Here is a 25305-nt window from a genome sequence, read left to right on the forward strand (position 1 = left end):
GACGAGAGGCTCAACGGAAACACAGGCGCGCAACCAAACAACACGACGATGTAGGCCAGCCACAACCGGTTCTCGATCCGCGGTACCGAGAGGAGTCCCTTGTTACCTTCATCCGCGCCTTGCTGACGGGCCGACAACCACTCTTGCAAAATGATTGCACCAAAGGGCGCAGCGAACAGCCCAGTGTCGGACAGGACGCTCCAGAGGCCGTTGTTGATGATCCAGGCCAGCAGAGACAGGTAAAACTCCAGGTAGCTGTTGGTGCTCATGAGCATGGTGACAACCTCACAGTCGGGTGAGTTCGACGCAGGCAACGAGTAAGAACCCTAATGCCCCGATACACTTCACGCGCATTCGATCCTGCGGTCGCTGTCGGTAGCGCCGAAGCGGATCCCACCAGAGCGCAATGAGGGCGCCGTAGAGCAGCGCACGCCACCACCGCAGATAAGGTCGTGTGGATTCGAATGCTTGCTGCCAGACCTCGAAATTACCCAGCGCAGTGCGGCCTATCCAGGCAACCAGTACGGTGGCTAGGACCAGCACCGCGGCAATTCCCAGACCTGAAAGCAGGGTGAATAGCGGTGGGCGTTTCATGGCTCACTTGCGCCTGGCGCCAGCGTCATTGAGTCGGCCCCGTTCAGGGTCGCCTTGCTCTACGGTGCGCGAAGCATCGGCACCACCGGCATGCCGATCGAGCACCAGGCTGGCGGTGTTGGTGGCTAGCATCTGCCGGACCTGCAGTTCGGTCTGCAGCAGGCGGATATCGTGTTCCAGGGCGTCGATGTTTTTCGTCAAGACGGTTTGGGCCGGCTCGGCGGAGGCGATGTTCGGTTCGTGACTGCCTGCCAGCAGCGTGCGCAGTAGTAGCAGTGCCTTGTCGAGCACGCTGGACAAGGCCGTCTCGCTGGCCAGGCGCCGTGCCAAAAGATCCTGGTCGGGATCGTCGCGCAGAGCTTCAATCACGCCACGGGTCACCGGCAGCATCGGGCTGGAGGCTTTCGCCAGGTTGTCAGGGGTAGGCGGCAGTGAGCCCAACAGCAGCCCTTGCAGGGCCTTGAGGCGTTCGCTGTAGGCCTCCTGGATCAGCGGCGTTAACCCACTGCCAGCGGTAGCACGCAGGGTTTCGCAGGGCTTGGGTCGCGTTCTGCACGATGCTACCCATGATCTGCTGGAAGCCCTCGGTGACACCGTTTAGCTGGTTTTGCAGGGTGTTGGTGAGGCTCATGTTTCCGCACATCATATTCGCTCGCCAGGACCCGCCGACACCGAGACCACTGGGTCGGTAGAGCGAGCTTGGTGAGCCGACTGCCGAGCCACCACCAATGGTGTACATCACTCGGTCGTCGAGTACTTCGCCTTGGGTGCCCAGGCGGTAATCACCCTCGGCGGCGTGGGTAGGCGTGACCATCGCGAGCAGTCCGTAGAGCAACAGAGTCATCACGCCCAACCATGATTGCGCGAGAAGCCGGTTCATGACGCACCACCTTCGAAGTCGATACTGAACAGAAAGGTCTGCCCCTCACGTTTGCAGCAGCTATAGGGACGCCACGCCAAGCGGGTTGATGCCGGGCTTGGGCAAATCAACCTGGGTTATCACGGACAGCATTTTTCCAGTCCCTGCGAAGCCCTCGAACCCTACCGCAATCTGGCCGTAACTGCCGCGCTGCTGCAAGAGCATCACGCCGTCACCGGTGATTGGGTGTCAGCTGCCGGACGCTATCACCGCCCGGCAGGAGGAACGCCGGCCGCACGTTACCGCGCCGGCTTTGCCATAGGCCACCGCAACCGGCGTGGGGTCACTACACGATTTTTACAAGAGGGGGGAGATCAGGAAAGAGAGCTAGCCACTCGCCAGCAAAATTATTCAAAAGCTACAGCGTTGGGATGGCATCGGCAGTGCTAGCGAACATCGCGCGAAGTTATGAGGCCGATGCTCGTATGCAGGATGATAGCGTCAACTCGACTGGAGGTAAGGTTGTGAAATGCAGTGGCGCCCTTGGTGAATGACTCGGGGCGCTACTGGTAAGGGCTCGTGTAGCGTTAACGAATGTCTGTAGCATGGGGTCGCTTCGCTCCGAAGTTACGCCTCCTTCGCCCGTCTCAGTACAGCCGCTCACGACTATCAATATTCAAGCATGGCTCAACGTATGTTCCAGGCCCGAGATGATGAGTTTCAGACCGAAGTGAAACTCATCATTTATTGAGCTGTTAGCTAAATGCGGTGCAATCTTTATGGTGACGGGAAATTTGCTTGGGTCGAGGAGTTGAAAGAACTCACCCAATTCATCATCTGCGCTTTGCGGGTTTTGCCCAATCGGATTCAGTTGCCCGGCAAACCCGAGCACGTAATGCGCAATGGTCGTATAGGCGGAGGCAGCGAGTTGAAAGCTAAAGCCTGCGTTGATAAACATCGCCAAGAGACGCTCGCGAAGCTCTAGGCCATTGGGTCCGATGGGAATCTGTGCCACCAGCAACGGCACAATATTGGGATGGGCACTAAGCAGCTTATAAAAACGACTGGTCGAGAAGGCGCAGGCTTCTTGCCAGGTCAGGTGTGAATAGTCGGGTTCATCCGTCAGCAACTCACCAAGAAATCGGTCTGCAACAAAGGCAAAAATCTCGTCTTTGCTTTCAAAGTGCCGATAGAGCGTTGCTGTGCCTGACTCCAGGCGGTCAGCCAGCATGCGCATATTGAACACTTGATGGCCGACCTCTTCGACCGTTTCCAGCGCTGTGCTGATGATCTTGTCGAACGGCAGTGAAGGGCGCCCACGAGCCCCGGTTTTCTGCTGGCGTGTGGCTTGCTTCAACCACCATTGAGGGCTGCCGGGAACAATGGGAGTTTGATCGTCAGTGCTCATCAAAAAAGGTTTCGCCGTTTATCAAATTCATACATTTGGTTCGGCAGTTTATACGAAACGCCGAGCCCCTATTGCTGCTCCTTGAGAGCGCTCATTGATTCATCAAACCAGCCAATAAGGCTCCGATCTCTGCCATAAGGTACCTCACTGCGGCTATCTCTAGCTGAAGAGGCTACGAATCCCAAGGAATTACGCCTGCCGGGTGAACCCTGTTGACATCGCGAGCTTATTTATGGATACACTGTAGCCATAAAGTGAATGTAGGCGATTTCTCCATCAAGTGTCGAGGCCAGCAATGCGTGAAGAACACCCATATCTGGATGCGCAGTCCCGCTTCATTGTCATCGGCGGCAAGCGCGTTCATTACAAGCGGGAGGGAAGTGGTCCGGTGCTCGTCTTGCTGCATGGCAGCGGGTCTTCGTTGCAGTGCTTTGATGGCGTGTTGCCGGCTCTGCAGGCGCATTTTGAGGTGGTGCGTTTGGACTTGCCTGGCTGCGGTGCGAGCGCGCCAATGCCAGAGCAGGACTATCGCATTGAAACCTTTGTGCGCTTTGTTAATGAGTTCGTAGAACGCCTGTCGCTGAAGGAATTTCAGCTCGTTGGAAATTCGTTGGGAGGGAACATCGCTTGGAATTTCGCTTTGGATTATCCGGATAAAGTCGAGCTCTTGTTTTTGCTGAATGCGACGGGCTATCCGGAAAAATCACTACCGGCTGCTTTTCACCTCGCAAGAAATGCGTTTGGCCGCTTTGTACTTCGCCGAATGCTCTCCCGTCGTTCGACCACGAAAAACTTGCACAGTCTAATCGGTCCTCGCACGGTGTTGGACGACGCGGTCATCGACCGGGTTTACGCCCTAATGGCAATTCCAGCAAACCGTGAGGCATTTATCAGCTTCGCCAGAACGGACCAGCGTGATCGCTCGCCCGAGCTTAGGAAAGTCAAAACGCCTACGTTGGTGCTGCGCGGTGAGCAGGTAGATGGCCAGTACTTTGCTCGGGACATCCCTGGTAGCAAGGAGATAGTGCTGACCGGTGTAGGGCGATTGCTACCGGAAGAGGCACCTCAGGAAATCATTGAGTCAATTCTGAATTTCCAGGTGCCGTATGACGCGTAAAAACCTAACTTACTTTATCGCCAACGGTGAGTCTTCAACGCTGAATTCCCGCGCCAGAGAGAGCCTGCGTGGCAGCTTTGTGCAGTTGTCCGACGGCGCGACCCACTACGAACTTGCCGGCCCGGCAAACGGAGAGTTGGTGCTACTGGTACCCGGCATGACCATCCCGTTGTTTTACTGGGATCGATTTGCCAAGTGCATGCACGAACAAGGTTTTCGCACCTTGGCATACAGCGCTTACGGGCGTGGTTACTCCGATCGGGCACAGGCGGCTTATGACGAGGGGTTGTTTACCCGGCAATTAACCGAGCTTGTTAGCAAGCTGGAGGTGCCAGAGGTTAGCCATATCGTTGCGACGTCGATGGGTGCGCTGATTACCATGGCCTTGCCCGAAGGTCAGTTCAAACCCAAAACATTGACTCTCGTTGGTCCTGCAGGATTAGCCAACGGAACACCCTTGGCCGCACGCCTGGCCAAGGCGCCGATAGTGGCTGAAGTGTTCGGTCGTAACCTCGCGCGTAGATCCATTCTTTCCCACGTCAGCCAAAACGTGAAGTCGGCCTCTGACGCTGAGTACCTGAAAGCCATGATCCTTGATGCTTTGGACTACGAAGGCACGATGTACTCGTTGCTTTCGACTTTGAGGAACTTCCCCCTTGTCGCGCGGCAGGCGCTCTTTCGCAAAGCGGAGCAGTTGAAGATTCCGATCCTTCTGGGTTGGGGAGACGAAGATCGGATCACGCCTATTTCACAATTTAAAGAAGCGCAGGAACTGCTTAAACCAGTCAAATCCTTTGTGTTGCCATGCGGACATATGGCGCCTTTAGAACGTCCAAAAGCGCTTTGCGAAATAGTCGTGGACTTCATAAATGGGGTTGGCCCTTTGCGTCGAAGTGACTAACTCCGCGAACCAGCCGCCCCCCTCTTTACTCGCTCCTTTTGAGCTTTTTCCTTGAGTACATTTTTATGAATTCGATCCAGGATTTTAACCCAGCAGTAGTCGACATTTTGATTGTTGGTGCTGGACCTACGGGCTTGACCTTGGCGTGCGATCTAGCGCGCAGAGGCATTAAAAGTCGCGTTATTGAAAAGGCCCCTATTCCCTTTAATGGTTCTCGCGGCAAGGGCATCCAGCCTCGCACCTTGGAAGTGTTTAATGACCTGGGAGTCGCCGATGCCATCCTTCGAGGCGGGGCCAAATACCCCTTGATGAAGCTCAATTTGCCGATAATCGGCATTGAGTGGTCGATGATCAAACACCGTAAACAAACCCCGGATGTCCCGTTCCCAAACACTTGCCTGATTCCGCAATGGCGAACCGAGGAAATCTTGCGTAATCGACTGCGGGAGCTCGGCGGCGAGGTGGAATGGGGTACTGAGGCATTGGGGGTGACACAAGACGCAGACGGGGTTGTGGTACAGATCACCGCTGGCGACGTAAAAAGTACTATCAGGGCCCGGTATGTGGTCGGTGCTGATGGCGGCCGCAGCTTCGTGCGCAAGCAATTGGGCGTGCAATTTATCGGCACCACTTCTCAGGAGGGCCGAATGATTGTCGGAGATGTACATGTGGAAGGGCTGGGGCGAAACAACTGGCACGTATGGCCGTCGTTGCGGGGTGGACTAATAGGTCTCTGCCCGCTGCCGCATACCAACCTGTTCCAAATCATGATCAAGATTAATCCGTCCGAACAGGATCCAGAACTTTCGGAAAGCTCGATTCAACAGCGCTGGCTCGCCGTCACTGGCAACAAAAATATCCGCATCCATAGCCCCAGCTGGCTGTCCTTGTTTCGCCCCAACGTACGGCTGGTGGAGAAGTATCGAGTTGGCCGGGTACTACTCGCCGGTGACGCAGCTCACGTTCACACCCCGGCAGGTGCACAAGGGCTTAATACCGGTGTGCAAGACGCCTACAACCTCGGTTGGAAATTGGCCCTCATGCTTGAAAGTGGCTCGGACTCGTTACTCGATAGCTACCAGGAAGAACGTATGCCGGTGGCCGCTGCGGTATTGGAAATTTCCAGCCAGCTATTCAATTCGGTGAGCAAAGTGCGTATGCCCAAGCTCACCCGTGGCGATGCCGAGCGCCAACTTCAAATCAACTACCGCGAGAGTTCGTTGAGCCGTGGTTCAACTGCCAGAACGCGAATGCTGGCGGCTGGGGACCGCGCACCCGACGCGCCGTGCTCTAACCGCTCGCAGGGTGCGACCACTTTGTTTGATGCATTCAAAGGTACTCATTTCACTCTGCTTGCATTTGGCAAAAAAGCCATCGCTACTACTCAGCGTCTCGCTGTTCAAGAGGGGCTGCTGAAAGTTATTGCTATTCGACCCAACCATATCGAGCAGCACGAGCAACGCCCCAATGACCTGGCCGATGACCAGTTGCATGCCCGGATGGCTTATGGCATCGACAGCAGCGAAAACGTGACCGTTCTGGTCCGCCCTGATGGCTACATCGCCCGAATTGCAACGCGGGACTGGCAAAAGGCGGCTGAGCGTTACTTCAGCGACATTGGCGTTCAAAACGTGGGTGCTCCAGCTTGAGCTAACTACGGCCGCTGAGTTTTCACACCCCCTGTCATCAGGGGGACGAAGTCCGAATTGAAAAAAATAAAAGCTTGCGTTGCGCAGGCGCCCATACGCCCTGAAAAAGACAGCAGGGGGCGTTGCACAAGGACCTGACCTTGAAAAGATCAACCTCTAGTTATCGCGCCACCCCCCCTGCATCTCTAGATGCTGGCGATGTTCAAGCGTTTGTCCCCCCACTGCTAGGCAAAGCGGTCGTGGTATCGGTTTTTTACACGATACTGATTGGATTATTGGTCGGGGCTTACTGGATGGTGTTGCCCCCGGAGTTGCCGATCAAAGCCTTGCAGGCGGCGCTGGTGGTTGGGTTTACGTTGGGCGCCTGGGCCTTTGGCTTGTTGGATGAACCAACGCCTACGCTGTTCTTTTTTCTGCTGGTCGTACTGTTCGGCATAGCTCCTACAGACGTGGTGTTTTCCGGGTTCAGCTCCACCGCTTGGTGGTTGGTGTTCGGCGGCAGCGTGCTGGGTGTGGCGATAAAAACCACTGGGTTGGGTACCCGGATTGCTGCGGTAGTTTTCAGCGGTAAAACGCAAGCATATAACGGCTATCTGCTGCGCGTGGCACTGGTATCCGTCGTGCTGGCGTTTCTGATGCCGTCCACCACGGGCCGTATCCTGCTGCTCACGCCCATCGTTTTGGCCTTGGCCAAGGAGCTTGGGTTCGAACCCGGGTCCAACGGCCACACCGGTCTGGTTCTGGCAGTAGCTGCCTCTAGCTATATGCCGCCCACCGCAATTTTGCCCGCAAACCTTCCTAATAGCGTGCTATTGGGCGCGGCCGAGTCCATGTATGGCATACATCTCTCCTATGGCAGTTACCTGCTCGCCCACTTTCCGATTCTGGGAGTTTTAAAGGCATTGGTGATTGTGGTGGTGATCACCTACTTGTTTCCTGAGTCGCGCCCATGCCAGCCGCTTGCTCGAAGTAAAGGGCATCGCTTGAGTAGCGAAGAGCAGCGTCTGTTTTGGGTGCTGGCATTTTCAGTACTGTTGTATATGACCGACTTCATTCACGGGATATCTCCGGCCTGGGTGTCGCTTGGAGCAGCCATCGTTTGTCTGTTGCCAGCCATGAACATCATCAGCACCAAAGCCTTAACCGACGGTGTGCATATTACTCCGCTCATTTACGTTGCCGGCTTTCTCGGCCTGGGCGCAGTGGTCGCCGACAGCGGCATCGGTTTCACGCTGGGTCGTAGTCTTTTGACCTGGACGGCCATCTCTCCTGACCACCCGGCAGCGGCGGCAGCTTCGCTGACCGCGATCGGTGCAGGTATTGGCCTGATCACCACACTTCCCAGCTTGCCAGCCGTGTTAACACCACTGGCCAGCGAGTTTTCCAACGCGAGTGGACTAAGCCTCAACTCTATCTTGATGCTGCAGGTTCCCGCGTTTGGCCTGCTGCTTTTTCCGTATCAATGCCCACCGATTATCTTGGCCATGACTATGGGTAGCGTCCGATTGAAAGATGCAACCAAGCTGTTTCTAGCCGTCGCGTTGATCACTGTCCTGGTACTGTTTCCGCTGGATTATCTGTGGTGGCGGCAGTTAGGGCTGATATGAACCGTTTTTTCGTCCAACCCATGGGATAGCTCCCTGTGACCCTTTAATCCTTCGGCAATAACCGTTGGTAAATCCAATACCAGTCTTTGTTTCGGCAATGGCTTGTAGGGGTTGCTGCGCCCTGAATTTCGCAAAACCAGTGCAGCAGCGCGCTTAACGCACCATAAAAAAAACAAGAGAGAGTAAGCGAAATGAGCAATAAAAACCCACCCTGGCATCGGGCCGCGTTGCCCTTGGCCATAAGCCTTGTTGCAAGTGTAAACAGCCAGTCGGCATCGGCTGTGTCGTTCAGTATTGGAGAGATCGAGGGTCAGTTCGATTCGAACTTATCGGTAGGAGCCGGTTGGTCAACCAATGATCCGAATCCCGGTTTACTTAATAGTGCCAGTTCGGACGACGGTCGCCGGAATTTCAAAAAAGGCGAGACCTTTTCCAAAGTGTTCAAAGGTATTCACGATCTCGAATTGAAATATGGAGACTCCGGCATATTTGCAAGAGGTAAGTATTGGTACGACTTCGAGCTCAAAGACGAAAACCGGTTGTTCAAAGACGTCGATGACCACAATCGCAAAGAAGGTGCTCAGTCTTCCGGTGCGCAAATCCTTGATGCATTTGTCTATCACAACTACGTGGTTGGTGATCTTCCCGGCACGGTGCGCGTTGGCAAGCAGGTAGTGAGCTGGGGCGAGAGCACGTTTATTCAAGGAGGTATCAACGTCATCAATCCCATGGACGCTGCATCCTTTCGCCGGCCGGGCTCCGAGATCAAGGAAGGTTTGATTCCGGTGAATATGTTCTACCTGTCGCAGAACCTTACGGAAAACCTGTCGGCCGAAGCGTTTTATCAGTTGGAGTGGGACCAGACAGTGGTCGATAACTGCGGCACGTTTTTCTCGCAGATCGACATCATAGCCGACGGTTGCGACGGCCTGCGTGCCGGGCCAGACCTAGAGCAGAACGCAGCTGCCCAAGCAGCGCTCAAACCGTTAGGTATCAATCTGACGTCCGAGGGCATTCAAATGCCACGAGTCGGTGATCGGGATGCCCGTGACGATGGCCAGTGGGGCGTTGCGCTGCGTTGGTTTGCGCCGGAGCTAGACAGCGAGTTTGGCGCCTATTTCATGAACTACCACAGCCGCCAAGCCTACTTCAGCGCAACGTCCGGCCCGCATACCGCCGACACTGGCTTCGCTCAAGACCTATGCGGGAATTTGGGCATTGGTCCAGCCGGCTGTGGTGGATTCCTGGCCTCGGAAACCGGTCAGAGTCTCGCGCAGGCTTACCGCTTGGGCAGCTCCAGTTATTTCGCGGAGTACCCGGAGGATATCCGTCTTTATGGCCTTAGTTTCAGCACCAGCTTGCCCACCGGCACAACGTTGTCCGGCGAAATCAGTTATCGCCCGAATCTACCGGTTCAAGTTAATTCCATCGACCTGGTGACTGCCGTCGTTGGCGAGGAGGATCTGTCTCCGGTGCTGTCGTCGGGCGCTGTGGCTGTGGCAAACAACGCCGAACTGACCGGTTACCGTCGGAAAGAAGTGACCCAAGCCCAAGTTACAGCGACGCACTTTTTTGATCAGGTGTGGGGAGCCGACCGGCTGACCGTAGTAGGTGAGGTAGGGGTAACCCACATTGGCGGCCTTGAAGGAAGAGGCGGCCTGCGCTACGGCCGCAGCACCTCATACGGACAGGGTGCTCTGGCCGATAACGCCTTGTGCACTGAAGCCACCAACAGCGGAGCGCCGCAGAACTGTGAAAACAACGGTTTCGGCACACCAACCTCTTGGGGATACCGACTTCGAGCTGTGCTGGACTACAGCGACCTGATACCTGGCGTGGCTTTACGGCCTAATGCTGCTTGGTCTCACGACGTGTCGGGTTATGGCCCGGAACCCGGCTTCAACGAAGGCTCCAAAGCCATCAGCCTGGGCGTGGATGCCACCTACCTGAACACCTACAACGCCAGCCTGTCGTACACCGATTATTTTGGTGGCGATTACAACGTCAACATTGACCGCGACTTCGTAGCCCTGAGCTTCGGCGTGTCATTCTGAGGGTAAAACTATGAAAACCACCCATACGTTACTGGGCGCCCTTAGCCTTATGGCTGTCGTCGCACAAGCCGCTGTACCAGCTAGCGAGGCCGCCAAGTTGGCCACCACCCTTACGCCGGTTGGCGCCGAGCGCGCCGGCAATGCCGATGGCAGCATTCCGGCCTGGACCGGGGGCCTCAATAAGGATGCTGGTACTGCAGATAGCAGCGGCGCTCTCAGTGATCCATTCGCGGGCGAAAAGCCGGTTCTCACCATCACCGCGCAAAACCTGGCGCAGTATCAGAGCAAGCTCAGTGAAGGCCAAGTAGCCATGCTCAAGCGCTATCCGGACAGCTATCACATCGCGGTTTACCCCACTCACCGCAGTGCCAATTTTCCAGAGAAAATTTACCAAGCGATCGCCCGGAATGCGGTTCACAGCACCTTGATTTCAGATGGGAATGGACTAGAAAACTTTGATACCGCTACGCCGTTTCCCATCCCACAAAATGGGCTGGAGGTAATGTGGAACCACATCACCCGATACCGCGGCGGCAGTGCGCGACGTACTCATGTGCAAGCCACTCCACTGGCAGATGGCACCTTTGTGCCGGTGTACTTTAACCAGCAGTTCGCCTACCGCGAGCAAGTGAAAGATTTCGATCCGAGCAACCCCGGCAATGTGCTGTTTTATTATAAGCAGCTTGTGACATCACCCGCGCGATTGGCCGGTGACGTTGTGCTTGTGCATGAGCCTATCGACCAAGTGAAAACACCGCGGATGGCTTGGGTGTACAACGCCGGTCAACGCCGGGTTCGCCGAGCCCCACAAATTGCGTATGACGGCCCATACCCCGCATCCGACGGCCAGCGTGTGGCCGACAACCTTGACATGTTCAATGGTGCGCCGGATCGCTACGACTGGAAGCTGTTAGGGAAGAAGGAAATCTATATTCCCTACAACAGCTACAAGCTCGAGTCGCCACAGTTCAAGTACAGCGATGTGGTTAAGCCGGGACACGTGAATTCCGACCTTACCCGCTATGAGTTGCACCGCGTCTGGGTGGTGGAAGCGACCCTCAAACCCGGCCAGCGACACATTTACGCAAAACGTGTGATGTACGTCGATGAGGACACCTGGCAGATCGCCTTGGCTGATCAGTACGACGCTCGCGATACCTTATGGCGGGTTTCTGAGGGCTATATGTCCCCGCGTTACGACCGTCAAATTCCGTGGCTTGGGGTCGAGGCAGTGTATGACTTGATCAATGGCCGGTACATCGTTTCGGGCATGCGAAATGAAGAACAGCAACCTATTGAGTTTGGCTTCTCAGTGCTCGCCGCTGAGTACACCCCAACGGCACTTCGAAACTCCGGAGTTCGTTAGTTCGAGCGTACTAGAACTCGCATTGTGAAGAACGCTACTTCGTCGAAGGCGCCTTTGCCGGAGACCTCGGCCGCTGCTAAAGGCGGCCCTTTTTTTGTCGGAGGACAAACAAATGACAGTTTGCCCAGCCCCACTGATGCTCAAGACGCCGCAGCCAATGCGTAGCGTGCAGCCAACAGTCAAAGTTCAACGCTTAGCTTACCTACTTTTTCAACGGCCTGACCTGGCCAAGGCGGAACAGTTTCTGAGCGATTTCGGTCTCACAGTTAGTGCCCGTTTTGAACATACTTTGTACCTGCGCGGTACGGACAGCTCGCCATTTTGTTATCGCGTTGAGCGAGCCGCTACTGCGGCGTTTGTCGGTTTCGGTTTTATGGTGGCCAGTCGGGAAGATCTCTTTCGCCTAGCAGCATTACCCGGTGCGTCGAACGTCGAAGCCGCTCCCTATCCGGGGGGCGGTGAGCGGGTAAAGTTGCGTGATCCCGCTGGTTTCATCGTTGAAGCAGTTTTTGGACAAGCAACCGTTTTCACGTTACCGCATCGCAATCCGCTGACGTTGAACCTAGCGGAGGACTTGCTGCGAATCAATGCTTCGCAACGCGCGCCTGCTGCCGCACCCGAGATACTTAAGCTGGGTCATGTGGTGCTAGAGGTCGCCCATTATCAAGCCACATGTGCGTGGTACACCCAGCATCTCGGGCTTATTCCCAGCGATGTGCATGTTCTCGACGACGGCTCCCCTGCAGTCGCATTTATGCGACTGGACCTGGGTGACAAACCGGCTGACCACCACACCCTAGCGCTAGCGCAAGGCTTTATGTCGGCCTATAGCCACAGTGCATTCGAAGTGGTGGATATCGATGCCGTTGGCATGGGCCAGCGTGTGCTTAGGGAGCGCGGTTGGACACATGCCTGGGGTATCGGCCGGCATATTTTGGGAAGCCAAATTTTCGACTATTGGCAAGACCCTTGGGGCGATAAACATGAGCACTACTGCGATGGTGACGTGTTCACAGCGCAACAGCCCACAGAGCTGCACGGTACTAGCAAGGAACATTTGGCCCAGTGGGGCCAAAGCATTCCTAGGAGCTTTACAAAGCCCAAATTAAATCTGATCAATGTCCGTGCGTTACTGCACAACCTGCGGCATTGTCCGGATCTGACCATACGCAAAATGATCACCTTGGCACGCTTATTTGGCTGATCGTGTCCCGCCCATCTAACTTGGTCAGTTTGATAATCCGTACCTTGATGCCGCTGGCGTCAATAACAGTCTGGAGCCTCTGCCATGGCAGTATATGTATTGCGTTTCGTGCATCAGAATCGTGCCCAGTGGGGCGTAATTCGCAACGAGAAAATCGCTGAAATACCAGGCGAGTTCGCCAGTACAGGCGAGCTGGTTAGTAATGTGAATTTGGCCGATCTAGCCGCGCTCCCGGACGGCCAGTTGAGTTTGGCCGATGTCACGCTGTTACCGCCGATTACCAGTGGGCAGCAGTTTGTTTGCCAGGGCGCCAATTACAGGCAGCACATGATCGAATCCGGCATGGATCCAGATTCCAAAAACTTCAATATGATCTTCACCAAAGCCACTAGTTGCATTGTCGCCGCCGATAGCGAGTTAATAAAACCGCTCGCAGTGCGCTTTCTCGACTATGAAGTGGAGTTGGGATTGGTGCTCAAGCGTGGCATCACCGGCACAGTGGCGGTTACCGATAGCAACCTGCATGAGTACGTTGCCGGGGTGGTGATTGTTAACGACTACTCGGCTCGCGATATCCAGATCCCACAAATGCAGTTCTACAAAGGTAAAAGCTTCCGCACTTTCGGCCCAGTCGGCCCCTATTTGTGCCTCCTTGAGAAGGAGGAAATGACCTATCTTAAAGACCTTAAATTGAGTCTCAGCGTAAACGGCCAGGTTCGTCAGAACGACAGCAGTGCAAACTTGGTATTCGGGCCGGCGCAGACCTTGAGCGAGCTCTCCAGCGTGCAAAACTTAAACCCCGGCGACCTTATTGCTACTGGTACACCCGCAGGTTGCGCGTTGGCAGTGCCCTCACCGGCAAAGCAGCGGATCGCTGCCCTGCTTCCGGAAGCCGTTAAATGGAAGCTTTTCCTCAAGGCCCAGGAAGGTCGAGACCAGTATCTAAAGGTCGGCGATGTCGTCGAGGCGAGCATTCGTAGCAGTGACGGCAAGATCAATCTGGGAACTCAGCGCAATGTAGTGGTCGAGGAGAAGTGGTTGGCTAGTCCAGCTGAGTAGGCACAGTTCGGACGAGTTGCAGTCGGTGGGCAAGCTGTTGGGAGGCAATATTGGAATACCTCACGAAATAATTTTTCATTGCCTCCCCCTCGTTTGTGATCGATTTTACAACCTTGCTTCGCATGCATGGCATGGCGATCTTCTTACCGCAGCCGGGAGGCAACAGGAAGCGGTCGATCTGAAGCTGAAAGTGGCGACGGTAGAAACCGGCCACAAGCGGTCATCTAACACCTACAAGCTTAGGGCTATTCACCAGTATGTGATGTGATATGGGCGAATATGCTTTCTGAGGCAATCACCAATGTCATGAAAAGAGGCATCAATCTCAAACTCTACGAAGATAGTTATCAAGTAAGGTTACAACCTCTATAACGAAGCTTGGTTTACCTAGCAACTCTGGCCTATCGGCAGTGACGGTGTGGATGATCGCATGCGCTGCGATACCCATCAGATAGATCGACAGATCCGGGTCGGGTACGTTCTTCATAAACGGCCTCAGTACCATAGAGAACTGCTGTTGCAGGTGATCTTTCTCTTCATCCATCTGGACGGTGCGTGGCAGTTCTTCATGAATGGCCTTGTGCAGCGCGGGCGCTACGCGGTGCTCGGCGACGATCAGCTCGACGATCAGGGTCAGCGCCTCTCGGAGAGTGGGCTGATCCGGCAAGATTTGTAGCGCTTTGAGCAAATCAGTGCGCGTTGCGGCAGCATGGCGTAGCTGTAGCTCAACGATCACCGCCTCCTTGTTGGGGAAGAACTGGTACAGCGAACCGATATTGACGCCTGCGCGTTCTGCAATGGCGTTGGTCGTCAGGCCTTCCCAGCCAACTTTGGTCAAAATGTAAGTCGCCGCTTGAACAATCGCTTCAACGGTTGCGCGAGAACGGGCCTGGGCCGGGAGTTTCCTGGGCTTGACGCTTGATCGACTGTTGCTCACTAAGCACTCCAGAACATGAGTTTAGGAAATGTAAGTTTTAACTTACTATTTGAGTCGTGAAAACACAATGTTCTTCACGACTCAAGAGTGATTGCATCATGAATACACAAGACTTCGTGCGTCCATGGGACGGCTTCCAAGCCGCCAATCGCTTTCGCCGAGCGATCCGAAAGTTCAACTCAACCCCCATTCCAGAAGGTGAGGTGTATGCCTTGCTCGCCGAGGCGGCCTATGCGCCCTCAAGCGGTAATATGCAGCCTTATGAGCTGCACTGGATCCGTGATCCGGCGTTGCAAGTCCGTATGGCGCTGGCCTGCAATGGGCAGAAAGCGGCGGCATCTGCCGCAGAGTTTGTAGTGATTGTCGCCAGTCCCGCACTTGGCCTGCGCACCGCCAAGGCGCAGCTCGCGCATGTCGAAGGCTCATCGGTGCTGGGCGTGGACTCGAAAGCCTATTACCGCAAGCAAGTAGGGATGTTCCAGAAAATCCTCGGGGTGGGATCGTCGGTTTTATGGTCGCCCCTAGTTGCGCTCGCGGCGCTCATTCGCCCGTCATTGTCACTGATTCCGATAGGGCATGTGGGCGGCCGTCAGTGGGCAGCGCGTAATGCGATCTTCGCCGCTCAGACCATCATGCTTGGGGCTGCCGCCAAAGGCATCGATTCTTGCCCTATGGAGGGGTTTTCCGCCTCTCAGGTCAGCAACCTGCTGCAACTGCCGCGGGGCTCGGTCATTCCGCTGGTGATCGCACTGGGGTATCGCGCGGACGACGCAAGAATCGAGGAGCGTTGGCGCAACCCCTTATCAGACATCATTGTTTTGCACTGAAGGAAAACGTCCGGGGTACCGGCTCAACGTGGTTTTACTTTCGGTCAGCCAAAATGATTTTCAGATACCAGTGCAGTGCCCGCCTGTTTCAGTGTGACACCTCTTACCGACTGTCTATCTGCGCCTTGGTTGCCGCCATGTCGGTGTCAGCGGGCTGCGCCTTGCAGCCAGCTTATGTCAAACCGGCCCTGCGCACGCCTGCTGCCTGGTCGGCAGGCACTTTCCCAGCGCCAGGGCAAAACCCGTTACTGAGGGAGCGTTGGTGGAGGCCTCTGAAAGATACCGCCATCGATTCGTTGACCGAAGCGGCGTTCGCTGACAACCCGACACTGCTCCAGGCATTGGCTCGCGTTGATGAGGCCAGGGCAACGTTAGGTGTGGATGATGCTGCGACTATGCCGGCTATTAATGTAAATGCCAGCCTCACGCGCGAGAAAAGCCGCAATACCTCGCCCTTCAGCACCCGCGTAACGGCGTTGAGTACGTCTGCCTCCTTAGGGCCAGACTTCAGTTGGGAGCTGGATTTGTTTGGGCGCATTCGCCAATCGGTAAAAGCCGCGCAAAACCACCTAGATGCCCGCACTGCCGATGCGATTTCAACGCGTCTCACGTTAGCAGCCGACATCGCCAATGACGTGCTTTCACTGCGCGCCTGTGAGAACTCGCGCCGCGTATTGGTCGACGACATCCGCTCCCGTGAAAAAACACTAGAGTTAACCCAATTGCGCTTGAAAACCGGTTTTGCGGCACCGGTTGACGAGGCACGGATACTTTCAGGCCTCTCCACCTCGCGCACCAGCCTTGCGAGCCAAGTCGATCAATGCGCCCGCCAAGTGAACGCACTTGTAGCATTAAGCGGTGTGGAGGCTGACAAAGTGCGCCTCTTGGTCGGCATCGCACCGCAAACGCGTAATGACGAGCGGGTGTTCATGCCTCAGGCACCGGAGGAAGTTCTCGAGTTACCAGCAACCGTGCTGGCATTGCATCCCGACGTTATCTCGGCTGAACGGGAAACGGCAGCCGCCTGGGCAGATATAGCAGTCGCCCGCGCCGACCGTCTGCCGCGCATCGATCTCGTTGCGGCATTGACCGGGCAATGGGTCCGAGCCGCCGGGTCCACTCTGGATTTTAACACTTGGTCCATCGGCCCCAGCCTGACCGGTAGTCTGTTCGATGGTGGCGCGGGGGCAGCGAACGTCCAAGGTGCGCAGGCGCGTTATCGACGTGCCGCCGCCAACTTGCAGAGTACCGTGCGCGTCACTGCGCAGGACGTAGAAAATGCCCTGGCCGCGCAGACATCGGCAACATCCAGGGTGACCTCTACCCAGGAAGGTGTCATCGCCGCCAGAACCACCTTCCAGGCGTCCGATGCCCAGTGGAAAGCCGGCGCTGTCAGCCTGTTTGAGTTGGAAGACAGTCGTCGACAGTTCGCGTCGGCACAGGATGCGGAAATTTCCGCCCGTCGCGACCAGGCAAAAGCCTGGATCGCCCTCGTAAAAGCCACCGGCGGCGCTATTGCCCTCACTGCGGATACCCCACCCCATGAATAAGTGGACTTTTCTGTCGCTGCTGTTCGGTCACAAGTTCAAGTGCGTCGTAGCGCTGTGCGCGAGTTTGACAGTGATCGCGTTGCTTCCATTCACCTCTCTCACCTCCGCGCCTCAAGCATCCAGCCAACCGGCGGCTGCACTGACGGTTACCGTTGCAGCCGCAGCAATGAGCCGTTGGCCAACTCGCCTTGAGGCCAGTGGTGCAGTGATGCCTTGGGAAGAGGCAGTGATTGGTTCTCAAGTCGCAAATCTGCGCTTGGTCGAGATACTCGTTAACGTGGGTGACCGCGTGAAGCGTGGGCAGTTGCTGGCGACGTTTGATGCAGATTTGCTACGCGCCGATGAGTCTCGCCTCAAGGCGTCCTGGCAGCAGGCAGACGCGAACCGAAAGCGAGCCCAGCAGTTGAAAGGTACCGGCGGCATCAGCGATCAGGACGTGCTTCAGTATGAAACCCAAGCCGATATGGCCAAGGCGCTGCTCATTGGCACCCAATTGCAATTGCGCTACGCCAAGGTGACGGCGCTGGATGACGGGGTGATCAGCGCACGCAGCGCGACGGTTGGGGCAGTGTACGGTAACGGGCAAGAGTTGTTTCGCATTATCCGCCAAAGCCGACTGGAGTGGCGGGGTGAGCTGAACGCGGCACAGTTGGCCCAGGTAAAGCATGGCCAAAGTGTCATCTTGGAGCTTCCCGACGGCACCTCAGCTACCGCCGTGGTTCGCGAGCTAGCACCAAGCCTCGACAGCCAGACACGTTTGGGCATCGCTTACGCCGACATCGATTCATCCCGCTCGGCGCGTGCCGGCATGTATGCGAGAGGGCGGATCGATCTTTCCGACAGCTCGGCCGTCGTCGTCCCCGCAGTGAGCGTGGTGATCAGGGACGGTCGCAGCTACGTGCCAGTGATGCTCGACGACAATCGGGTCACCTTGCAGCCGGTGACGGTGGGACGGCGGCAAGACCACGAGGTGGAGATCGTATCCGGCATCCACGTCGGGCAAACCGTGATCGTGCAAGGTGCAGGGTTCTTGAACGAGGGCGATCGTGTCCACATTGGCAAGTCGCCTGTTACCGCAAAGGAGTAGACGATGAATTTCGCAACTTGGTCGATCCGCAACCCCATTCCCTCCATCCTCCTGTTTATCTTGCTGTCCTTGGCCGGCATCCTTGGTTTTCGCGCGCTGCCCATCGCCAACATGCCGGACATTGACCTGCCCACCGTGGTTATCTCGCTGACACAGCCGGGGGCCGCCCCCGCCCAGCTGGAAACGGAAGTTGCACGCAAGGTGGAGAACTCCCTGACCACGTTGTCCGGCATCAAGCACATCAGCACCTCCATCGTTGATGGGCTCGTGACCATCAACGTGGAATTTATCCTGGAAAAGAAACTGTCTGATGCCTTGATCGAGACCAAGGATGCCGTCGACAGGGTGCGCTCCGATTTACCCAGCGACCTTGAACAACCGTCCATCAGTGCGGTTCGTGTCGGCAGCGATGAGGCCACTTTATTGTATGCCGTTGCCTCATCGCGTATGGATGAAGAGGCACTGTCCTGGTTCGTGGATGACGTCCTCAACAAGATGATACTGGGCGTTCCTGGTATCGGTAAGTTTGAACGCATCGGCGGTGTACAGCGTCAAGTCCGGGTTGAGGTCGATCCGGTAAGCCTGGCCGCGCAAGGCGCGACAGCAGCCGAGGTATCCCGAGCTTTAAAAAGCATGGAGCAAGAATCTTCCGGTGGGCGTGGCCAGGTAGGGGGCGTGGAGCAAGCCGTGCGTACCATCGCCACAGTACGCCAAGCCGAGGAACTGACTTCATTGCCGGTGGTACTCGATAGTGGCCGACGCATCAACCTGGATCAGGTAGCTATGGTCAAGGATACCTACGCCGACCGCACTCAGATCGCCACACTTGACGGCAAACCAGTGGTTGGCTTCAGGTTATTCCGAGCCAAGGGCTTCGATGAAACCCGCCTCGAGGCAGCGGTGGTGGACGCACTCGAAAAGCTACGTGCTGCCGATACTTCTTTGACCTTCACCAAGGTGTCCGGGACGGTTGATTTCACCCACGAGCAATATGAAGGCTCGATGCACATGCTCTACGAAGGGGCCTTGCTCGCCGTGCTGGTGGTCTTTTGGTTTCTGCGAGACTGGCGTGCCACCTTGATCTCGGCGTCTGCTTTGCCCTTGTCGATCCTGCCGACGTTTCTGGTGATGAATTGGCTCGGCTATTCCCTCAATACGCTGACCTTGCTCGCACTGGCGGTGATCGTGGGCATTCTGGTGGACGATGCCATTGTCGAGATTGAAAACATTGAGCGTCATAGCCGGATGGGCAAACCCATTAAACAGGCCGCCGGTGATGCCGTCACCGAAATTGCCTTGGCGGTCATGGCAACCACCCTGTCGTTAGTCGTGGTGTTCTTGCCAACCGCATGATGAGCGGTGTACCGGGCCTGTTCTTCAAACAGTTTGGTTGGACGGCGGTGGTCGCAGTACTTTCGTCACTGCTGGTGGCCCGCGTGCTGACGCCTATGATGGCAGCCTATCTGCTCAAGACCCATGCCGCACCCATGGAAGCAAAGGACGGCGCGCTGATGCGGCGCTATCTGAGTTGTGTGCGCTGGTGCCTCACCCATCGACGCCTGACCTTGTTGGGCACTGTCCTTGTTTTCGCTGCCTCGGTGGCGATGATTCCGCTACTGGAGACGGGGCTGATTCCAGCCTCCGATAAGGGCTACAGCAACATCAATGTCGAACTGCCTCCTGGCAGCAGCCTGGCGGCCACCCTCGCCACGACGCAAGCCGTCAGCCATGCAATCACAGGTATCGCGGGGATTGAACATATCATGAGCACTGTGGGAGTTTCCCAGCCGGCGGGGCGTGGGCAGACCCAGGCTGCGGAATTGCGCCGGGCTACGATGACATTGGTCCTTTCTCCCCGTGACACTCGCCCAAGCCAGACAGACATCGAAAACCACATACGCGCGGCCCTGCGCGATGTGCCCGGCGCGCGTTTTTCCTTAGGGACAGGTGGACTTGGGGAGAAAATATCGCTGATTCTGGCCAGTGACGATACCGTGGCGCTCAAGGCCACGGCTCAAGCGCTGGAGCGGGAACTGCGCGATGTTTCGGGCCTGGCGAATATTATCTCCACCGCCAGCCTGGAGCGCCCCGAGATCGTGGTACGCCCCGATTACCGGCAGGCTGCCGAGCGCGGTGTCAGCACGTCGACTCTGGGTGAAACCGTGCGCATTGCGACCAACGGCGATTTTGATGCGCAGATGGCCAAACTCAATCTGAACAATCGTCAAATAGCGATTCAGGTGCGCATTCCCGACAGCGTCCGCCAGGACCTGCAAACCTTGTCCAATCTTCGGGTACGTGGCCGCGACGGGTTGATTCCTCTATCAAGTGTCGCGAGCCTGACGATGGAGAGCGGTCCTACCCAAATCGATCGTTACGATCGACGCCGATACGCAACGGTCACCGCTGACCTGGGTCACATGCCGCTTGGCAAGGCTGTTGACATTGCGAAGGCGCTGCCGGCCATCCAGTCCATGCCTTCGAGCGTCAAGCTGATCGAAACCGGTGACGCAGAGCTTATGACCGAGCTGATGGATGGCTTCGGCATGGCGATCCTCATCGGACTCGTTTGTGTGTACTGCGTGCTGGTCCTATTGTTTCGTGACTTCTTCCAACCGTTGACCATTCTTTTTGCGATTCCGCTGTCGGTGGGCGGTGCTTTCGTCGCCTTGCTGGTGGCGCGAGGTATGCTGAGTCTGCCATCCATGATTGGCCTGGTGATGTTGATGGGCATCGTCACCAAGAACTCGATTCTGCTGGTCGAGTACGCCGTGATGAGCGTCCAGCAACAAGGCTTGTCCGTGTGTGAAGGATTGGTCAACGCCTGCCATAAACGCGTGCGCCCGATCATCATGACGACCCTGGCCATGATCGCCGGGATGCTGCCGATTGCACTTGGCCTGGGTGCCGATGCCAGCTTCCGTCAGCCCATGGCTATCGCGGTGATTGGTGGGTTGATCACTTCAACGGCGTTAAGTTTGCTGGTAGTACCGGTAGCCTTCACTTTCTTTAATGATTTGCAACATACATTACACGGCAGGCTTCGTTATCGGGCTCAGTTACTTCCGATACGGTAAATTGAGCTGAGTTCGATAAAACTTTTGCGGGGAATTGATCGTCATCCCGCTGCGTTTCCACTAGGGCCTGCCTTAGAATGAGGGGCATTTCGTGGAGGGGCGAGCAGCCCCAAACGGATCATTATTTGAAGCAAATTGAGGAAAAAGATGGCTACTGAAGCGAAAATATTATTGATTATGGGGAGCACGCGGGCAGGCAGGATTTGCCCCAAAGTAACTGAATGGGTCGCAGACATTGGGCGCGGCATGACCGGGTCAGATTACGAAATAATTGACCTCGCGGACTGGAGGCTTCCGATGGATGATGAGCCTGGCCTACCGGCGCTCGGCGTTTATATCCAAGAACATACTCGAGCCTGGAGCGAAAAAATCAAAAGTTGCAATGCTGTTATTTTCGTGACACCTCAGTTCAATTGGGGCTACCCGGCGGTGTTAAAAAATGCCATTGACCACCTGTATTTAGAATGGCGAGAAAAGCCTGCAATGATCGTCACTTATGGCGGGCACGGGGGAGGAAAGTGCGCTGTGCAGCTTCTGCAAGTAATGGCGTCAGTCAAGATGCGAACGGTTCATACGTCTCCAGCCATCACGTTGTCGGAGGCTGTTATTCGCGAGGGTGTTGCTTTTGAGCCTGAGCGAGACGCTATTGATCACTTGGCCTCCATTGAGAAAGCGCTAACAGAACTGAATATTGCAATCATCGCAATCGAAAACGCGCCATAGTTAATCGTGGATCGATGATTTGAGCTTAACTAAAGCCACTGACCCCATCGCTCGTTCTTCGTGTTCTCAACTCATGAAGTTGCTATATCCAGCATTAGCAACGCGTTGGAGTACTGACGGGAGATATTGCAAGCCATCGACAATTCACTATAAAATAGAATCATTCCCATTAGCGTGTCGGCACGATGAACACTCATTTCCATGCTCCTGTCGACTCTTTGGACTCGCTATACGTTAACCACCGCAGCTGGCTTATTAGGTGGCTTCATCGACGGCTGCACTGCCCTCACAATGCTGCGGACATGGCGCAGGATACTTTCCTAAAATTGCTGCGTGCGGGTGCTTATGTTCCCCCTGCTGAGCCTCGTGCATTTTTGGCCACCATTGCAAGGCGCGTTTTGATAGACGGTAGCCGCAGGTTAAAGCTCGAACAGGCATATTTAGAGGCATTGACGGTATGCGTTGAGCAGTTGGAGCATGCTCCATCTGCGGAGCAAATTGCTCTCGCGCTTCAGACCCTCGAACGACTCACCGATGTTTTGGCGAACATGAAACCTCGGGTTCGACAGGCATTCATGCTTCGACATCTTGACGGACTGAGTCATTCGGACATTGCCAAAAAACTAAATGTATCAACCAAAAGTGTGCAGACATATTTGATTGATGCGCTGCTTTGCTGCGATGCAGTTAATGAACGCTCACTGTGAAATCACCGCTACCAGAAACAATTTTGCGGGAGGCCGCGCGGTGGCTGGTTCGCCTGGATGGTGAGGCAGATGAAGCTCAACGTGCCGATTTCGAAGCTTGGCTCAAGATAGACCCGCAGCATGTAACGGCGATCGAACGGTTGGAACGGGGTATGTTTTTGCCGCACGACCTGCCAGCCGACGTGGCTCGGTATGCGTTGAAACAGGTCTTCCCAGAATCCTGCCTGCCAAAGGTGGTAAAGGTCATTGCCTTGACAAGTTTGTTAACGCTTCCATTAGGAGTCGCTTGGTACCAATTTACACAAAAGATATTCCTGCCTGATTTTGAGACAAGCAATGGGCAATGGCGAACCGAGACGTTAGTGGATGGCAGCCAAGTCAGCCTTGATGGTCAATCGGCTATCAACGTAGATTTTGATTCCAGGACTCGCAGTGTGCGTCTACTTAGAGGCAGCGTGCTTGTGAGTGTTGCTAAGGACCTGCATCGGCCGTTTCAGGTGGTTACCGATCACGCAACCATTCGCGCACTCGGCACTCGTTTTGTGGTCGACCTGGATAGCGAGGGCACGCGGCTGGCGATGATTGAATCCCGCACCGTGGTTAAAAGTGCCAGTCAGGATGTTGAAGTTCACGCTGGCCAGCAGGTGCGTTTCGATGCTAATGGGCCTGGTGAGCTACGACCTGTTAACTCTAGAACGTTAGAAATCGCTTGGTCCCAGCATCAGATGCTATTTGATCATCAACCCTTAAGCCTTGTATTAGACCAACTGAACCGTAACAGGGCTGGATTCATTTGGTTTGACCGTAAAGCCCTTCAACGCATCGAGGTCAATGCGGTGCTTCCGACAGACGATAGCGACAGCGCATTGCGTCTGTTAGCGCGGAGCCTACCCATCGAAATTCGCCAATTTACCCCTTGGGTAACCCGAGTAACTTTGAAGTCCGGTGATTAAAAAGCTGTCGCCACCTTCCAGTTTTTCTTTTTGGCACGTCCTTGGACTAGTCAATATTTTCTGGAGAAACGGAACATGTCTTCAAAACGTCACCCACGCTCATTTGCAATTTGCAGAATAGCCCTGGCATTCGCGACTCATGTCGCACTCATCTGCCTGCCAGCAGATGCGGCCGACGTCATCAATAATCATGAGCTGGTAAAGCGTTATGAGATCGCAGCTGGGGCGCTCAACAGTGTTTTGACCTCTTTTGCTCAAGAGTCTGGTATCGCGATCTCATTCAGTAGCGAACAGGTCGAAAACTTAAAAAGCGGAGGCCTGATAGGCAATTACTCCTTAACCAATGGATTTGCTCAAGTATTGAAGGGCAGTGGCTTGCGTGCCCAAGCTAGTGAAGATGGTTATGTCCTTGTTTCAGCTTCAGGCACACTGGAGTTGGGAGCTACCAATATTACCGGTCAAGCACTTGGAGCCGTCACCGAAGGTACAGGCTCTTACACAACTGGTGAGGTGACCATTGGTAAAACAGCGCAGACACTCCGCCATACCCCTCAATCAGTCTCCGTCCTGAGCCAGCAGCAGCTGGCGGATCAAAATGTCACAGACCTGACGACCGCTCTCGCCCAAGCACCTGGCATAGTCGTGGATTACACAGACAGTGAGCGTGTGGATTATTACTCCCGTGGCTTTGCCATTGATGCGATTCAGTACGACGGGGCCACGGTTGTGCAGAACAGCGGAGGGGGCTCGTACATTCAGAGTGATACGGCGGTTATCGATCACATGGAGGTTTTAAGAGGGGCGACCGGCATGCTGCGGGGGGCAGGCAACCCGTCTGGAACTGTAAATATAGTGCGTAAGCGTCCAACCTATGAACACCATGCGTCGGGAAGCTATACCGCAGGTTCATGGGATCATCAACGCTTCGTTGCAGATGTATCAGGGCCCATCTCTAGCGATGGTGCTGTACGTGGAAGAGTGATCGCGGTACATGACGATAAAGACTCTTTCCAAGACTCGCGAATGGAACGTAAAAATGTTCTTTATGCGGTTCTAGCTGCCGATCTTAATGACCGCACTACTTTGACCGGGGGAATCGAATACACCCATCTGGATGCGACTGGATCATGGGGAGGGTTGCCTGCGGATTTTGATGGCTCACCGCTCAAGTTTTCCAGAAGCACTTACCTTGGGACTTCTTGGAGTCGTTGGAACCGATCAAATCTTCAATCATTTGGCGAGCTTCAGTACGCTTTTGACAATGATTGGAAGGTCAAGATGACCGCCACGCATACCGATTTCGACCTAGACAATAAAGGGTTCAAACAGGTCTTCAATTCGCGCGCCAGCACGACTAATCCTTATCTTATGAACGTGCAGGTCACGGAGGGAGATGGTGGCGGAAGCGATCAATCCTCCTACAGTCTGGCCGCAGATGGCCCGTTCAGCTTTATGGGGCGAGACCAACAATTGTTGGTGGGAATGGAGAGAGTGGACAACTCATCCTACGCGCTAGCAAGAGGAAGCATCCGGAATTACGTACGAGGAATTGACGTACGTAATTGGAACTCCAAGACAAGCGTTTCCGAGCCAAACGTTAGCATTACGTATGCGTCCGGGCATCAC

18 protein-coding genes and 5 pseudogenes are annotated in these 25305 nt (G+C 55.4%); 17 read left to right on the forward strand and 6 right to left on the reverse strand.

The genetic code is table 11. The features are described 5' to 3' along the window. From IQK56_RS11730 to IQK56_RS31120, 4 genes and pseudogenes are all read right to left on the reverse strand, one after another. Positions 1 to 275 (reverse strand): annotated as a pseudogene (locus tag IQK56_RS11730) (conjugal transfer protein TraG N-terminal domain-containing protein); the annotation flags it as partial. 10 nt (positions 276 to 285) lie between these two features. Next, positions 286 to 594 (reverse strand): hypothetical protein, encoded by a 309-nt coding sequence (locus tag IQK56_RS11735; RefSeq protein WP_193861849.1) that lies wholly within the window; start codon positions 592 to 594, stop codon positions 286 to 288. Between the two features lie 3 nt (positions 595 to 597). Further along, a pseudogene (locus IQK56_RS11740) lies at positions 598 to 1474 on the reverse strand (hypothetical protein). Then, positions 1471 to 1548, reverse strand: a pseudogene (locus IQK56_RS31120) (TIGR03756 family integrating conjugative element protein); the annotation flags it as partial. The pseudogenes IQK56_RS11740 and IQK56_RS31120, both read right to left, overlap by 4 nt. Between IQK56_RS31120 and IQK56_RS31125 the strand changes: the two are divergent. Next, positions 1544 to 1771, forward strand: a pseudogene (locus IQK56_RS31125) (lysozyme family protein); the annotation flags it as partial. The pseudogenes IQK56_RS31120 and IQK56_RS31125 overlap by 5 nt on opposite strands. A gap of 358 nt (positions 1772 to 2129) precedes the next feature. Here the strand turns inward: IQK56_RS31125 and IQK56_RS11745 are convergent. Continuing rightward, a complete protein-coding gene (locus tag IQK56_RS11745; protein ID WP_193861868.1) occupies positions 2130 to 2810 on the reverse strand; it encodes a TetR/AcrR family transcriptional regulator in 681 nt (226 codons plus the stop codon). A 346-nt stretch (positions 2811 to 3156) separates the two neighbouring features. Here IQK56_RS11745 and IQK56_RS11750 point away from each other — a divergent pair, with 346 nt between their 5' ends. The 8 genes from IQK56_RS11750 (at position 3157) to IQK56_RS11785 (ending at position 13818) form a co-directional block, all read left to right on the forward strand. After that, the gene (locus IQK56_RS11750; protein WP_193861850.1) at positions 3157 to 3978 is read left to right on the forward strand and encodes an alpha/beta fold hydrolase; all 822 of its coding nucleotides are present in this window, start codon (positions 3157 to 3159) and stop codon (positions 3976 to 3978) included. After that, a complete protein-coding gene (locus tag IQK56_RS11755; RefSeq protein WP_193861851.1) occupies positions 3968 to 4879 on the forward strand; it encodes an alpha/beta fold hydrolase in 912 nt (303 codons plus the stop codon). Before IQK56_RS11750 ends, IQK56_RS11755 begins: the two co-directional genes overlap by 11 nt. Before the next feature lie 65 nt (positions 4880 to 4944). Then, positions 4945 to 6528: an FAD-dependent oxidoreductase gene (locus IQK56_RS11760; protein WP_193861852.1), complete on the forward strand. Its 1584-nt coding sequence runs from the start codon at positions 4945 to 4947 to the stop codon at positions 6526 to 6528. Between the two features lie 140 nt (positions 6529 to 6668). Next, a complete protein-coding gene (locus IQK56_RS11765) occupies positions 6669 to 8135 on the forward strand; it encodes an SLC13 family permease (RefSeq protein WP_193861853.1) in 1467 nt (488 codons plus the stop codon). 191 nt (positions 8136 to 8326) lie between these two features. Then, positions 8327 to 10189: a DUF1302 domain-containing protein gene (locus IQK56_RS11770; protein WP_193901708.1), complete on the forward strand. Its 1863-nt coding sequence runs from the start codon at positions 8327 to 8329 to the stop codon at positions 10187 to 10189. Between the two features lie 10 nt (positions 10190 to 10199). Beyond that, complete coding sequence (locus tag IQK56_RS11775) at positions 10200 to 11555, forward strand: DUF1329 domain-containing protein (protein WP_193861854.1); 1356 nt, start codon at positions 10200 to 10202, stop codon at positions 11553 to 11555. 136 nt (positions 11556 to 11691) lie between these two features. Continuing rightward, positions 11692 to 12759, forward strand: coding sequence for a 2,4,5-trihydroxytoluene oxygenase (locus tag IQK56_RS11780; RefSeq protein WP_193861855.1), 1068 nt, complete (start codon positions 11692 to 11694; stop codon positions 12757 to 12759). Between the two features lie 84 nt (positions 12760 to 12843). Then, complete coding sequence (locus IQK56_RS11785) at positions 12844 to 13818, forward strand: fumarylacetoacetate hydrolase family protein (RefSeq protein ID WP_193861856.1); 975 nt, start codon at positions 12844 to 12846, stop codon at positions 13816 to 13818. Between the two features lie 325 nt (positions 13819 to 14143). On the opposite strand, the gene IQK56_RS11790 is transcribed toward IQK56_RS11785, so the two are convergent. Then, positions 14144 to 14755: a TetR family transcriptional regulator gene (locus tag IQK56_RS11790; protein ID WP_193861857.1), complete on the reverse strand. Its 612-nt coding sequence runs from the start codon at positions 14753 to 14755 to the stop codon at positions 14144 to 14146. 98 nt (positions 14756 to 14853) lie between these two features. Here IQK56_RS11790 and IQK56_RS11795 point away from each other — a divergent pair, with 98 nt between their 5' ends. The 8 genes and pseudogenes from IQK56_RS11795 to IQK56_RS11830 form a co-directional block, all read left to right on the forward strand. Beyond that, positions 14854 to 15582: a nitroreductase family protein gene (locus tag IQK56_RS11795; protein ID WP_193861858.1), complete on the forward strand. Its 729-nt coding sequence runs from the start codon at positions 14854 to 14856 to the stop codon at positions 15580 to 15582. 137 nt (positions 15583 to 15719) lie between these two features. Further along, positions 15720 to 17132: an efflux transporter outer membrane subunit gene (locus tag IQK56_RS11800; protein ID WP_193861859.1), complete on the forward strand. Its 1413-nt coding sequence runs from the start codon at positions 15720 to 15722 to the stop codon at positions 17130 to 17132. Next, a complete protein-coding gene (locus IQK56_RS11805; protein WP_193861860.1) occupies positions 17125 to 18219 on the forward strand; it encodes an efflux RND transporter periplasmic adaptor subunit in 1095 nt (364 codons plus the stop codon). Before IQK56_RS11800 ends, IQK56_RS11805 begins: the two co-directional genes overlap by 8 nt. A 3-nt stretch (positions 18220 to 18222) precedes the next feature. Further along, positions 18223 to 21296: pseudogene (locus IQK56_RS11810) on the forward strand (efflux RND transporter permease subunit). 147 nt (positions 21297 to 21443) lie between these two features. Beyond that, positions 21444 to 22019 carry an NADPH-dependent FMN reductase gene (locus tag IQK56_RS11815; RefSeq protein WP_193861862.1) on the forward strand — a complete coding sequence of 192 codons (576 nt, stop codon included), beginning with the start codon at positions 21444 to 21446 and terminating at the stop codon, positions 22017 to 22019. 185 nt (positions 22020 to 22204) lie between these two features. Next, positions 22205 to 22726 (forward strand): sigma-70 family RNA polymerase sigma factor, encoded by a 522-nt coding sequence (locus IQK56_RS11820; RefSeq protein WP_193861863.1) that lies wholly within the window; start codon positions 22205 to 22207, stop codon positions 22724 to 22726. Beyond that, on the forward strand, positions 22723 to 23679 hold the full coding sequence (locus IQK56_RS11825) for a FecR domain-containing protein (protein ID WP_193861864.1): 957 nt from the start codon (positions 22723 to 22725) through the stop codon (positions 23677 to 23679). Before IQK56_RS11820 ends, IQK56_RS11825 begins: the two co-directional genes overlap by 4 nt. Positions 23680 to 23754: 75 nt before the next feature. Then, positions 23755 to 25305, forward strand: a 1551-nt coding sequence (locus IQK56_RS11830; protein WP_193861865.1) for a TonB-dependent siderophore receptor, incomplete at its 3' end; no start/stop codon positions are given.

This window comes from Pseudomonas cyclaminis, assembly GCF_015163715.1.
GTDB classification, from domain to species: Bacteria; Pseudomonadota; Gammaproteobacteria; order Pseudomonadales; family Pseudomonadaceae; genus Aquipseudomonas; species Aquipseudomonas cyclaminis.